This window comes from Subdoligranulum variabile (assembly GCF_025152575.1).
Lineage (GTDB): Bacteria > Bacillota > Clostridia > Oscillospirales > Ruminococcaceae > Gemmiger > Gemmiger variabilis.
The window spans coordinates 1,756,141-1,768,332 of the sequence record NZ_CP102293.1 but is presented as its reverse complement, the minus strand read 5'-3'; the positions used below and the strand labels follow the sequence as shown (position 1 = coordinate 1,768,332).

Here is a 12,192-nt window from a genome sequence, read left to right as displayed (position 1 = left end):
GATTTTTTGAAAAAACTGTTTCGCCCATTGCTGGTGCTGGTCATTGGCTATGCCCTGCTGACGGGCTTCCAGCTGTTCCTGCAGATACCTATGGATTGGCGGTTGGCGGTTAGCAAATTTCTATTGGCCATACTGGCCACGGCTGTCATTGAACTGCTCAACCGTCAGCCCCTGGCTGTCCGGGATGTAAAAGCCGGGCACGGCCAGCACGGCGACGCCCACTTCATGGAGCCGGAGGAAGTCAAGCGGGTTTATCAAGAAGTGCAGCAAGGACATGAGGCGCAACCGGCCATGCTCGTGGGTGCATCCAAAAGCACCTGGCTGGTCGATACAAGCGATCAATCTGTATTGATGGTCGCCCCGCCTGGTGCCGGTAAGTCCACCAGCCTGTATATCCCCACGATCACCTACAACGCCCGGGTAAATCTGCACACGCAAGACGCCCAGGGAATCGGCCAGGGGGCCAGCATGGTTCTGGTATCTGTCAAAGATGACCTGTATACGATTACCAGCGCCGAACTGAAAAAGTGCGGCTACCGCGTGCTGAAGCTCGATCTGCGAAACGTGTTTTGCTCCTGCCATTTTAATCTTTTGTACCGCGTCAACATCGAAATCGACGCATGGCGCAAGGAGCAAGACGCCAAGCAGCGGGCCGTGCATTATGCCACGGCAGAACGCTACGCCAAGGTCATAGCCAGCGCGATCATCGGTAATACCGGCTCTGTGAACAGTGGTGACAGTAGTGAGTATTTTAACGAGACTGCCCGTGGCCTGATAACCGGCCTGGTCCTGCTGGTGTCTCAGTATGGCCAGGACGGTGAGCGCCACATCGTCAGTGTTTTTAATCTGATTGTCGAACTGGCAGGGGCAGATAACCCGGAGAAAGGGAACACCGTCCAGAAAAGCCGTTTGGCTGCCATGCTGGAGGGGGTTACCGACCGGCGAATTAAAGGCTATATCAGCACTACCACAAGCGCGGATATTCGAACCACCCTCAATATCGTTTCTTCGGCGCTGTCCAAACTGCTGAAATTCGTGGATGCAGAACTGGAACAGCTGATCTGCACCCACGACAACGATCTGGATGCCGAACAATTTATCGAGAGGCCCACGGCGATCTTCCTGATTGCGCCGGACGAAAACGAAACCAGGCACTTCCTGGCTTCGCTGTTTGTCCGCTTCCTGACCGACGATCTGATTGCTCTGGCTGAGCGCCAGGGCGGGCATTGCCCTCGTCCCTTCTACTATTTTTTGGATGAGTTCGGCAACTTCCCGGCAATTCCCGGTGTCACCAGCCTGTTCTCCGCTATCCGCAGCCGAGGCGGGCGCATCCTGGTCGCAGTGCAAAGCTACAGCCAGTTTTTGCTCAAATACGATAAAAACGTCACCGAGATCATCAAAGACAACTGCCAGATTTTGCTCAACACGTTTGTATCGCCGTCGGCCCAGGACACCGCTACCAGCATATCCAAAATGCTGGGCGACGAAACCATTTTGACCGGCTCCTCCTCTCGATCTGACGGCAAGACCACCAGCAGCCACCAGCTGATGGGTCGCCCTCTGATGTCCCCTGCTCAGATGGTGCGCATCCAGCGTGACACATGGATCGTCGAGAAAGCCGGGTACGCCCCCATGAAAACCCATCTCGAGGGTTACTGGAAATACTTGTCTTTGGCTCCCCAGGAACAGGACACCACCAGCGAGAACGACTACCTGGAAATCAAGTTACTCAGCACGGAATCTCTGCGTCAGGCGCTGGGAAGTGCCCCGGCACGCCCTCACGCACCCTCGGCAGCTACCAGAGAACCGCGCCGCAAGCTGGGAGCTTCCCGGCGCGAAGCGGCAGCACTGTACCCCGGAAAATTTAATCCGTAAATAACAACAATGCCCCAGGCAATCCGTTTGCCTGGGGCTGCTTTTTTGGAAGGAAGAACAACATGTTTGTAAAAATTTATAACAGCCTATTTGAATACGGGCTAAAGCCTAAAGAACTGATGGTTTATTTGTTTTTGTCGTACTGTCAGAACTGCCTGGGCACGGCAACCGTCCGCAACGCCACCATACAGCAGCGGTGCGGTCTGAGCGAGAACACAATCCGCTCCGCAGTGGTCGGTCTGGAACAAAAGGGCCTGCTGGTAGTGTCTGCCCGGCAAGATCGGGAAGGCCGCAGAATCTCCAATCAATACAAGCTCCGGCAGCTGTCCGGCGCATGGGGCAAGCTGCCGGTAGAAGCATTCAACCTGGATAAACGGGACTTTGCCGTGTATGCTTACCTCTGCCGTTGCTCCAATGGGCAGCGCAAGGCGTTTCCCTCGTTTTCACACATGGCCACCGTGCTGCACATGGCCATCGGCACAGTGCAAACGGCCATCAAGTCTCTGATGGCCGCTGGGAGGCTCCTCAAAGCCGCTTTCCGTGCCGGGAAGCACAATCTGTACATACTCGTCGAAACGGTCGCACAGGCGCTCCCAGGGGCCAATCCTGGCGCACAAAAAGAAAACCGCCGTGCTGGAACACGGCGGCAAAAAATCGAGATGCTGCTGGCAAGCATAGCAAGTCTCATTTCCAATTCCAAAATACTACACGAGATCGGTGCTTGTCAAGAGGTCTTACTCGTTTTTCTGAAAAGGGTATGTCAAAATTTGCGGAACAGTAATAAGACTAATCCCACTTACAGTACAAAAGAAAGATATTTTTCCCTCTCTAGATTAGCAACAAGGGGAGAAGTGCGCCTTTCGGAACCGCCTGAGCCAGCGGCAGAGGTAGGCGTACACGGCAAAATCCCGTTTATCCAGGCTGAAGGGTTCCGCGTGTGCTCCGCTTTTCGTGCCCACGGCCTGCCTGATCGCTGCGCCCGATTATTTTTTTCTTTGTACTGTCTTTACAGTCGTTGTCACCAACGGAGATAGCAGGTATAATTTAAGCAACAGGGAGTGACTTTTGCATGAAGATGGTGTTCATCAAATTCAAGCCGGATGGCAAAGAATACGGGTTCGGCGTGCCGGAGGACTACAAAGGAAGCGCCGGGCTGAAGCCTGGCAGCTGGGTGCGGGTCCCCGTCCCGGGGTGTCGCAAAAAGATGCTGCGGGTGGTGGTGCGCGTTGCCGAGACCGCAACGCCGCCGGAAGGGTTGAAGATGATCGGCTACTCCGGGCGGCAGATTGCGCAGACTGCAAACAAAAAAGCCCGCCGCGCCGCACATCAGGGCGGTATCATCTACCTGGCAAAAAAGGCCAAAGCCGAAAAGCGGGCCATGCTGGGCGGCAGGCCGATAGACCTGGCCTGGGAGGCAGAAAAAGCGGCCTGGATTGAGGACGATCTGGACATTGAGCCGTATCTGGCCAAGGGGTACAACACCGACGAGGGCCTGCCCAAGCTCACCGAACTGCGCCTGGGGATGCGCATGGGCTTTGATGAAAGCAGCTACGATGACCCGTCCCTATCGTTGCGTATCATCAAGAAGCGCCGTGTGCATCAGCTGCGGGATTGGGCCAGAGAGCAGGGCTTGTTGCCGCCCATGTACTACGAGGACCCTGTTCACGGCATCGACAAAAACCAGTTGCGGGAACTGCTGATCGGCATTGCCAACGGCATTATGCCGGACACCTACGGCCTAAAGCTCATCAAGCTGCACAAGTGCGGTCCCCGTGTCTTGCGGGAAATGCGCCTGTGCCGCGAAGCCGGTATGACCGGCAAAGAAATTCGCCCCTATTGGGCGCTGGGGGTCAAAAAACTGCAAGAGGTTCGCGCCGCATTCCTGGCGGCAAAGGAAACAGACGACGGCCAATGATACAGCCCGGGCTGGCGCTGCAAAACGCTTTGTGCCTAACAGGCACAAAGCGTTTTGATTGTCCTGTCGTTATTTTTCCCATTGAAATTTGCAGAGTTGTGTGTCGAACAATCACGCCCGAAAATATAGTGGAGCGAGCAGGAAGCGGGAAAAAATATGCAAGCATTGTAAATAAATATATTGACATCGTGCGCAATGTCTGGTATAATAGTTACAGAATCAAGGAAAGGAGATTGCACTGTATGGCGAACATCAACATCAATATCCGCATGGATTCCGACTTGAAGCAGCAGTTCGAGGCTTTTTGCAATGATGTTGGCATGACGATGACAACGGCATTTACCGTTTTTGCGAAAAAGGCGGTCCGGGAATATCGAATCCCCTTTGAGATTGGAGCCGAAGTTCCGAACGCCGAAACGAAAAAGGCAATTGAAGACGCCAGAAAAGGTATTGGAATGAGTAAGGCTTTTTCTTCCGTAGAAGAACTCATGGAGGATCTAAATGCTGACGATTAAGTATCAGGCCGCCTTCAAGAAAGACTACAAAAGAATTGTAAAGCGCGGCTATGATATGCGCCTGCTGGAAAAGGTGATCGAGCTGCTGGCCAACCAGAAACCGCTGCCAGAGAAGAACCGGGACCACCAACTTTCCGGGGACTATGCGGGATGCCGCGAGTGTCACATCACCCCGGATTGGTTGCTGATCTACGAAGTGGCCGATGAGGAATTGATTTTGTACCTCACCAGAACCGGCTCACACAGCGACCTTTTCTAAGCCCTATTATGCAGAAAAAAAAGAAAGCCAAGCGGCTTTCGTCGCTTGACTTCCTTTTCGAATCTGCTTATAATAGTCCCGATAAGAACTCCACCCTGGAAGCCACCTTCAAAATCTGGCAACCAGTAACCACAAGGCTAAAAAACGAGCAGCGTTGTGGGGTAACGTGGTACTAAGCAATACAATCTGTGTTGCATATCTGTATGGTTATAAACCAATTTCCGTTTGGTTTATCGCCTAAACAGTTTACAATACAGTTTGACCTTTGTCAAGGTACACCAAACCCCCACCGTTGTGAAATGGTTGGGGGTTTTTATCGTTGTACCTTGAAAATCGAATATGTTGTTCCTGTGGAAGTATTTACTTCTTTTGTACTGTGGTCGGCCTCAAAAGCCGCAGGGATGCAACAGACCCCGCCAGCCAGTACAGCCCCCATAGGCAGAAACCTCCAGCCGGGATGCTGGGTCGGGGGAAAGCGGGAGAACACCCGCTGCCAGGAACACTATAGAAACACGCTTTTTTCTGATTTTCAAATCGGATTAACGGCGGTGACCGCCCTCGCAACGATGGTTGCCGCCGTTTGTGCGCTTTGAAAAAAGCGATACAAACAAAAAATGCACCGAGGCATCTCTGCCCCGGTGCGGTGCATGGTGCGCCGGAAGAGACTCGAACTCCCGACCTTCTGATTCGTAGTCAGACACTCTATCCAGCTGAGCTACCGGCGCAAGTGCAGTTAGTATAATACCACCCACCCCACCAAATGTCAAGCGGTTTTTTCAAAAAATTTCAATTTTTTTCTCCGGCGGCCGCCGCTTGCTTTTTGCGCCCGCCTGTGGTACGGTAGTAGCAGGTTTTCCCCGCCCCGGGCCCGCCCGGTCCGCGGCCCTTTATATAAGGAAAGGAGATTTTCCCTATGCATTCTGCGGAACTCTACGATCTCTGGCGCGCCCGCGCCGGGGAGGATCCCGATCTGCTCGCCGAGCTGGATACCATTGCCGGCGACGCCGACGCCATCAACGACCGGTTCTACCGGGATCTGGCCTTCGGCACCGGCGGGCTGCGGGGCGTCATCGGCGCCGGCACCAACCGGATGAACATCTACACCATCCGCCGGGCCACCCAGGGCCTGGCCGACACCCTGAACGCCTCCGGCCTGCCCAAAAAGGTGGCCCTGGCCCACGACAGCCGCCACAAGGGCGAGCTGTTCTGCCGCGAAGCCGCCCGGGTGCTGGCGGCCAACGGTATCACGGCCTACGTCTATCCCCGGCTGGAACCCACCCCGGCCCTTTCCTGGGCGGTGCGGTATCTGGGCTGCGGCGCGGGCATCTGTGTCACCGCCAGCCACAACCCCGCCAAGTACAACGGCTACAAGGTCTACGGCGCCGACGGCTGCCAGATCACCCTGGAGATGGCCGACCAGGTGCTGGCGGCCATCGGACAGCATGACTACTTCGACAGCCCGAAACTGGCGGACTACGACGAGGCCGTGGCCGACGGCCGCATCGTGACCATCGACGACCAGTGCCTGTCGGACTTCGTGGACGCCGTGCTGGCCCTGCGCCCCGGCAACGATGTGTCCCACCTCAAACTGGTCTACACCCCGCTGAACGGCACCGGCCTGGAGCCGGTGAAGCTGCTGCTGAACCGCATGGGGGTGACCAACGTGACGGTGGTGCCCGAGCAGGAGCAGCCCGACGGGGACTTCCCCACCTGCCCCTACCCCAACCCCGAGATCCGGGAGGCCATGGAGACCGGCCTGAAGCTCTGCGACACCGTCCACCCCGACCTGATGATCGGCACCGACCCCGACTGCGACCGTATGGGCGCCGCCGTGCCGGACGGCCAGGGCGGCTACCGGCTGATCACCGGCAACGAGATGGGCGTGCTGCTCTTTGACTACATCTGCCGGGTACGCCAGGGCAACGGCACCATGCCCCAGGACCCCGTGGCGGTGACCACCATCGTTTCCACCGACATGGCCACCCCCATCGCCGCCAAGTACGGCGTGGAGCTGCGCCGCACTCTGACCGGCTTCAAGTTCATCGGGGAGCAGATCGGCCTGCTGGAGGCGGAAGGCCATGTGGAGCGGTACATCTTCGGCTTCGAGGAGAGTTACGGCTATCTGTCGGGCGGCCACGTGCGGGACAAGGACGGCGTCAACGCCGTCATGCTGGCCTGCGAGGCGGCGGCTTACTACGCCGCCCAGGGCATGAGCCTGCTGGACGCCGTGAACGCGCTCTACGCCGAGTACGGCTGGTACCGCAACGCCCTGCACAGCTTCACCTTTGAGGGCGAGACCGGCATGCACACCATGCAGGGCATCATGGCCCGGCTGCGGGCCCAAGCCCCCGCCGAGATCGCGGGCTATGCCGTCACCGGTGTCACCGACTACGAGGCGGACGGCACCGGGCTGCCAAAAGCCGATGTGCTGGAATACCGGCTGGAAAACGGCGCCAAGCTGATGGTGCGCCCCTCCGGCACCGAACCCAAGGTCAAGGTGTACCTGTCCGCCGTGGCGGAGAGCGCCGAGGCCGCCGATGCCATCAACGCAAAACTGGCCGAGGCAGCCGCCGCCTGGATGCACTGAGCCTTCTGCCCAAAACATAACAGCCCCCGCCGGGGATGACCGGCGGGGGCTGTTTTGGGTTGGTACTCAGACTTTTTTGCGGGGATAACTGCGGCGGCGGCGCGGCGGTTCCTGCCCCGGTTTGGGGGAGTAGGCGTTGTAGTTCAGCAGATACCGCTGGTGGGTGGGCGTGCCGTAGAAGGCCTGCTTGATCCGCTCCAGCAGGGCGGCGTTCTGCCCCGGGGCGCCGCAGACCAGCACCGCGTACTGGGTGTCGCTGTAGCGGGCGGCCACGTCACAGCTGCGCAGGCAGCTGCGCAGCAGTTCCTGGAGCACCTGCATCATCCGCTCGGTCTCGGCGTCGTCCTGTGCCTGCACCGGCACCACCGTCACCAGCAGCAGGAAGACCGGCACGTGATACTGGGCCTGGATGCCCCGCTGCATGCGGTAGATCTGGCCGAAGGTCTCGAAGGAGCAGATCATGGCGCCCCCGGCGTTCTGGGGCGGCAGAGCGGCCATCAGCCGGTTCATGTCGTTTTCCATGTTGCGGTCGGCCTGCCGGGCCTGGCGCCACATGGCGCCCACCCGCCCCGGCTCCGCCGCGTGGTGCAGGCAGCCCACCGAAAGCCCCTGCTGCAGCACCTGCCGGGCTTCCTCCGGGCGGCCCAGGGTCTCCAGGGCCACCACCAGTTCCAGGTAGAGCCGCTCGGCCCGGGGATTCTTCTCGATGGCGCTGCGGCACAGGGTCACCAGCCGCTCGTTCTCGCCGTTCTTCTTGTAGTGCTCCAGCACGTGGATCATCGCGGCCCGGTAGAGCACATGCAGCCGCACGGCGCTGCTCTCCACCCAGGGCTCGTCCGCCGACAGCGGCAGCAGCCGCCCCCGGTAGACCTCCACGATCCGCTCCTCAATGGCCAGGCGCTTGCCGGGGTCCTTCTCCTGCCCGGCCTGCATGACCAGGTCCTCCATGGTGAAGACGTCCACCTCACAGGGCAGGTCGGGGTTCCACTGGTAGCAGCCCCGGCTGGTCAGGATACAATCCTCCAGCACCGTCAGATGCTCCTGGGCGATCATGGTGCGGAACCGGTGCAGGATGGCCCGCAGGGCCATGTCGGGGTTGGCGCTGCGCTCCCCGCCCCACAGGGCGTTGGTCAGCGTGGCATGGGGCACCCGCTCCCCCCGCTGCAGCACCAGATACTGCACCAGCGATGTCGCCTTGCGGGACTGGGCCAGCGCCGCCAGTACCGGCTGCCCGTCCACACGGATCTCAAAGTCGCCCAACATCCGGATCTCTACCTTTGCCATCTGTCCCCTTCACGCCTTCCCGGGCGGACGGAGCACGGGGCCCCACCGCTCATCCTTTTTTTGTGTGGTTCTGTGTATGGGTAAAGTATACCAAGGGATGGCCCGCTTGTCCAGCAAAGGGAGCATGCCGCGGCTCCTTTTTTCGGGGATCAGCTCATATTTATACAAAATATTACTTTTTGTGCAGTTTACCTTTCCGCCGACTGCCGGCCCGCGGCCAGCAGTTTGGTGAGCCAGGCGGGCACCGGGGCGCCCATGGCGGTGGCGTTCTCGGCGATGGAGCCCAGCTCGGTGAAGATGTACCACACCAGGGTGACCGGCAGCACCAGCACGGTGTAGTCCAGCCCCAGCATGGGCAGATGTTCCACCGCCACCCCCAGCACGCAGTCCGCCACGGAGGCCACGATGACCACCAGGATCATGCCGCCCTTGTGCCAGATGCCCGCCCGGGCCACGGCGCTGGACCAGCTGCCTTTGGCGGCTGCGGCGGCGCTGCCGCTGAGCCAGTCCAGCACCATGCAGCCCACCCAGGCCAGGATGAGCCAGCCCAGCCAGCCGAAGGCCGCGCCGAACGCCCCGGCCGCCGTGACCAGCCCGGCCTTGAGCCAGAGAAAGATGTTGTTGTTTTCCAAGGGTTCACCTCCCATCAGACATATTCGCTGCGGTAGAGCCCGGCGTCGGTGAGGCCCAGGGTCCGGCAGTCCCGCAGCAGCGTCCAGGCATCCCCCGAGGACACCGGCCCGATGGTCAGGGTCTGGGTGGTGTGGGCGTCGTCGGCCCAGGCGCTGCGGTAGAGCCCCGCGTCGGTGAGGCCCAGGGTCCGGCAGCGCTGGAGCAGCGTCCAGGCATCCCCCGAGGACACCGGCCCGATGGTCAGCCGCTGGCAGCGGGTCTCCGGCGGGGCGGTCTGGGCCGGGGCAAAGCCGTTGCGCCCCGCCGCCCGGATGAGGGCCGGGTAATCCTTGTAGAGCCGGTTGCAGTCCAGCGAGCTGCCGAAGCCCGGGATGCCCAGGGCATTCCGGCTGCTGTACTGCCAGATGCCGTAGGGCAGCGGGCAGGTGCAGGCGCTGCCGTACTGGGCGGCCCAGACGTCGTAGCAGGCCAGCTCCCGCCAGTTCAGCCGGTTGCGGATGAAGTCGGTGCTGGCGTAGAGGATGCCGTAGTACCCGGCGTCCTCCACCGCCCCCAGGAAGGCCTTGACCAGCGCCGTGCGGCCGGCGTTGTCCAGGGCCAGGATGCCCGGCTCATACTCGATGTCGTAGGCCACCGGCAGTTCGGGGCGCAGGCCGGCCAGCTGCTGCAGGCAGCGGGCGGCCTCCTGGCGGGCGGCGGCGGGGGTGGTGGCGTAGCTGTACCAGTAGGCGCCCCAGTGGACGCCGTGGAGCTCGCAGTTTGCCACGTTGCGTTTGAACTGGGGATCGGTGCCGGCGGTGCCGTAGCCCGCCCGCAGCATGGCGTGGCTGACGCCGGCGTTTTTCACCGCCGCCCAGTCCACCGTCCCCTGCCATTTGCTTACATCAATGGCGGATTCCATACGATTCCTCCCTTCTTATCGCGGACTGGTGGTGAAGCGGTAGGAGAGATAGTTGACCTCCCCCACGTTGATCTTGACCACCAGATGCTGCCCGCTCTGGGCGTAGATGGCGAAGGCGCTGGCGGCAAGGCCGCCCAGCACATCCCCCGACTGGGTCCGGGCGAGGGCGATGCGGGTGGTGCCGCCGTAGGTGAAGGCCACCTCCAGGCCGTCCTTGTCCTGGGGGACGTCCACCGACAGGTAGGCGTAGCTGCCGGTGGGCACCACCCGGGTGGAGGCCTCGTTGGCGGCGGGCGGCGAGGTGGGCAGCTCCGCGCGGTAGAGGACGGTCCATTCGTCGCTGCCGGCGGGGATCTGGGCCACCAGGGCGCCGTAGCCGTCCAGGGTGGCGGTGTCGGGGACGGTGACCCCCTTCTCCTCCAGGGCGGTGCGCAGCGAGGCCTTGGCGGTTTCCAGCCGTTGGATCTGTGTCTGTACACTCATGGGCGTTCCTCCTCAGATGGCGGCCAGGGCTTCCTCGATCTCCCCGCCCAGGGCCACCGTGCCCCCCGAGGTATACCCCGCCGGGATGACCTTGCTGGTGACGGTCAGGCCATCCAGGGAGGCATCCATGGCGCCGTTGTCCGGCATGGTGCCGGTGACCTTGCTGCCCTGCACATAGGCGGTGCGGCCGGCCAGCAGGTCGGCGGCGGCAGCATCGGCGTCGGCGGTGGTGATGTAGTCGTCGGGGATGGGCTCCACCGTGACGGCGGTGAGCACCTTGCCGGCGGTGGGCTGGACGGTCTGCCGGGCCTTGGTGGGGGTGGCGGATTTGGTTTCGGGCACCAGGGACACCGTGCCGCTGCCGCTGTGGAAGCCCTGGGGGATGGTGTAGGAGGGCGCGGAGGCGTCCAGCGTCCTGGACACGGTGCCGTTGTTGGGCATGGTGCCGGTGCGGACGGTGCCGGTGCTGTCCACAAAGACCTTGGCCGCCAGCACGTCGGCCTCGGCGGCGGTGACGGCGGTGACGTCCTGGTAGGCGTCGGGGATGGCCTGCACCGTCACGTCGGACAGACCGTAGTAGCCCTCGTCGGCGGTGACGGCCTGGGGTTTCCGGGTGGGGGTGACGGTCTTGCTCTGGAGGGTGTAGCTGCCGCCCCCCGCCACCCCCGACACCGTGCCGGTGCCGTCGTGGTAGCCCTGGGGGATGGTGTAGGTCTCCCCCTCCCTGACCTGGGCCGATACCGACCCCTGGTTGAGGATGCCGTCAAAATCGGCGGCCAGCTCGTCCAGCCGCTCGGTGCCGGCCGAGATCTTCAGCTCTGCGGCCTTGGTCCGCAGGGTGTTGCGCGCCGCCTGGATGCGGGTGATTTCTGTCTGGATGCTCATGGGAAAACCTCCTTAGATGGTGGCGAGCAGCGCATCGATGCTGCCCACCGTGGTATAGACCGCCGCCGAGGTGACGGGGCGGGTGTTGTCCTGTTCCACGGCGTCGGCGGTATCCACCGAGAGGACGTTGCCCTCGGGGTCCAGCCGGAGCCCCGCGCCGATGATGTACCCGCCGCCGGTGCCGCTGCCGCCCCCCGTGGGATAGGCCCAGACGTTGCCGTCCCGGGTCTTGGTCAGCACCTGGCCGGAATTGCCTGTCGGAGGCACGGCGGTGTCCAGCGCCTGCTGCATCCGGGTGACGTACTGCTCCCACTCGGAGGGCTCGGGGACGGGGGCCTCCCCTTCCACGGGGGCATGGTCGGTGACCAGGTAGGGCAGGTCGGCGGTGATGCGCTGCACCCCCGCCCCGGTGCCGGTGAACACGATGCGCCCCGGCGCCGCCGGGGTCAGGGCGGCGGCAGTGGCGGCGGGCGGCACGTCCACCACCCCGTCCGCCGACACCACCATCCGGGTGCTGCCCGCCGGGGTCACAAAGGTGGCGGTGAGGGCCAGGCCCGCCCACTCCTCGTCGGACTGGATCTGGAGCTGTTCGATGCCGAAGCTGTCCCGGGTGCCCAGGCGCAGCAGCGGGACCGACGCTGCGGCCGTGTAGCCGCTGAGCCGAATCGTCTGCATGGTTCCTCCTTACTCCGCAGGCTGCTGCGGTGTTTCCTGGTTTGCCGGGCGCAGGGCCGCCTGGACGCGCAGCAGGATGTTCTCCAGCGCCAGCGCCTTGACGGCCAGCGGCAGGCAGGAGGCATTGACCGAAGCCAGGATGCCCTCCACCAGGTCTTGTACCAGTTGATTGTCTTCCAT

The 12,192-nt window shown here is 61.8% G+C and carries 13 protein-coding genes and 1 tRNA gene; 6 read left to right on the top strand and 8 right to left on the bottom strand.

All coding sequences use genetic code 11. From position 1 onward, the window contains the following. Window positions 1-6 precede the first annotated feature (6 nt). From NQ490_RS08485 to NQ490_RS08465, 5 genes are all read left to right on the top strand, one after another. On the top strand, window positions 7-1,875 hold the full coding sequence (locus NQ490_RS08485) for a type IV secretory system conjugative DNA transfer family protein (protein ID WP_040918970.1): 1,869 nt from the start codon (window positions 7-9) through the stop codon (window positions 1,873-1,875). Window positions 1,876-1,937: 62 nt separating this feature from the next. Then, the gene (locus tag NQ490_RS08480; RefSeq protein ID WP_007048759.1) at window positions 1,938-2,909 is read left to right on the top strand and encodes a helix-turn-helix domain-containing protein; all 972 of its coding nucleotides are present in this window, start codon (window positions 1,938-1,940) and stop codon (window positions 2,907-2,909) included. 35 nt (window positions 2,910-2,944) lie between these two features. Then, window positions 2,945-3,790, top strand: a complete 846-nt coding sequence (locus NQ490_RS08475) for a hypothetical protein (protein ID WP_007048760.1) — start codon at window positions 2,945-2,947, stop codon at window positions 3,788-3,790. Between the two features lie 242 nt (window positions 3,791-4,032). Beyond that, on the top strand, window positions 4,033-4,305 hold the full coding sequence (locus NQ490_RS08470; protein ID WP_040918972.1) for a type II toxin-antitoxin system RelB/DinJ family antitoxin: 273 nt from the start codon (window positions 4,033-4,035) through the stop codon (window positions 4,303-4,305). Then, window positions 4,292-4,564, top strand: a complete 273-nt coding sequence (locus NQ490_RS08465) for a type II toxin-antitoxin system YafQ family toxin (protein WP_007048762.1) — start codon at window positions 4,292-4,294, stop codon at window positions 4,562-4,564. Before NQ490_RS08470 ends, NQ490_RS08465 begins: the two co-directional genes overlap by 14 nt. A 648-nt stretch (window positions 4,565-5,212) precedes the next feature. Here the strand turns inward: NQ490_RS08465 and NQ490_RS08460 are convergent. Further along, a tRNA-Arg gene (locus NQ490_RS08460) sits at window positions 5,213-5,289 on the bottom strand. A 188-nt stretch (window positions 5,290-5,477) separates the two neighbouring features. On the opposite strand from NQ490_RS08460, the gene NQ490_RS08455 reads away from it, so the two are divergent. Beyond that, complete coding sequence (locus NQ490_RS08455) at window positions 5,478-7,151, top strand: phospho-sugar mutase (protein ID WP_007048272.1); 1,674 nt, start codon at window positions 5,478-5,480, stop codon at window positions 7,149-7,151. Window positions 7,152-7,217: 66 nt separating this feature from the next. Here the strand turns inward: NQ490_RS08455 and NQ490_RS08450 are convergent, their stop codons facing one another. The 7 genes from NQ490_RS08450 to NQ490_RS08420 all read right to left on the bottom strand — a co-directional run bounded on the left by NQ490_RS08450 (window position 7,218) and on the right by NQ490_RS08420 (window position 12,192). Continuing rightward, window positions 7,218-8,435: an AfsR/SARP family transcriptional regulator gene (locus tag NQ490_RS08450; RefSeq protein WP_007048273.1), complete on the bottom strand. Its 1,218-nt coding sequence runs from the start codon at window positions 8,433-8,435 to the stop codon at window positions 7,218-7,220. Window positions 8,436-8,623: 188 nt separating this feature from the next. After that, entirely contained in the window at window positions 8,624-9,067 is a 444-nt protein-coding gene (locus NQ490_RS08445) for a phage holin family protein (protein ID WP_040918496.1), read from the bottom strand. Window positions 9,068-9,081: 14 nt separating this feature from the next. Further along, on the bottom strand, window positions 9,082-9,969 hold the full coding sequence (locus NQ490_RS08440) for a glycoside hydrolase family 25 protein (protein WP_007048276.1): 888 nt from the start codon (window positions 9,967-9,969) through the stop codon (window positions 9,082-9,084). 15 nt (window positions 9,970-9,984) lie between these two features. After that, window positions 9,985-10,452, bottom strand: coding sequence for a hypothetical protein (locus NQ490_RS08435; protein ID WP_007048277.1), 468 nt, complete (start codon window positions 10,450-10,452; stop codon window positions 9,985-9,987). A gap of 12 nt (window positions 10,453-10,464) precedes the next feature. Further along, entirely contained in the window at window positions 10,465-11,337 is an 873-nt protein-coding gene (locus tag NQ490_RS08430) for a hypothetical protein (RefSeq protein WP_007048278.1), read from the bottom strand. 12 nt (window positions 11,338-11,349) lie between these two features. After that, complete coding sequence (locus NQ490_RS08425) at window positions 11,350-12,012, bottom strand: hypothetical protein (protein WP_007048279.1); 663 nt, start codon at window positions 12,010-12,012, stop codon at window positions 11,350-11,352. Window positions 12,013-12,021: 9 nt separating this feature from the next. Next, on the bottom strand, window positions 12,022-12,192 hold the full coding sequence (locus NQ490_RS08420; RefSeq protein ID WP_007048280.1) for a hypothetical protein: 171 nt from the start codon (window positions 12,190-12,192) through the stop codon (window positions 12,022-12,024).

Bases quoted from the DNA above. Each gene is read 5' to 3' on its own strand.
- NQ490_RS08435 (WP_007048277.1), bottom strand. From the start codon at position 10,452: ATGAGTGTACAGACACAGATCCAACGGCTGGAAACCGCCAAGGCCTCG.
- NQ490_RS08480 (WP_007048759.1), top strand. From the start codon at position 1,938: ATGTTTGTAAAAATTTATAACAGCCTATTTGAATACGGGCTAAAGCCT.
- NQ490_RS08450 (WP_007048273.1), bottom strand. From the start codon at position 8,435: ATGGCAAAGGTAGAGATCCGGATGTTGGGCGACTTTGAGATCCGTGTG.
- NQ490_RS08420 (WP_007048280.1), bottom strand. From the start codon at position 12,192: ATGGAAGACAATCAACTGGTACAAGACCTGGTGGAGGGCATCCTGGCT.
- NQ490_RS08455 (WP_007048272.1), top strand. From the start codon at position 5,478: ATGCATTCTGCGGAACTCTACGATCTCTGGCGCGCCCGCGCCGGGGAG.
- NQ490_RS08475 (WP_007048760.1), top strand. From the start codon at position 2,945: ATGAAGATGGTGTTCATCAAATTCAAGCCGGATGGCAAAGAATACGGG.
- NQ490_RS08425 (WP_007048279.1), bottom strand. From the start codon at position 12,012: ATGCAGACGATTCGGCTCAGCGGCTACACGGCCGCAGCGTCGGTCCCG.
- NQ490_RS08440 (WP_007048276.1), bottom strand. From the start codon at position 9,969: ATGGAATCCGCCATTGATGTAAGCAAATGGCAGGGGACGGTGGACTGG.
- NQ490_RS08470 (WP_040918972.1), top strand. From the start codon at position 4,033: ATGGCGAACATCAACATCAATATCCGCATGGATTCCGACTTGAAGCAG.
- NQ490_RS08430 (WP_007048278.1), bottom strand. From the start codon at position 11,337: ATGAGCATCCAGACAGAAATCACCCGCATCCAGGCGGCGCGCAACACC.
- NQ490_RS08465 (WP_007048762.1), top strand. From the start codon at position 4,292: ATGCTGACGATTAAGTATCAGGCCGCCTTCAAGAAAGACTACAAAAGA.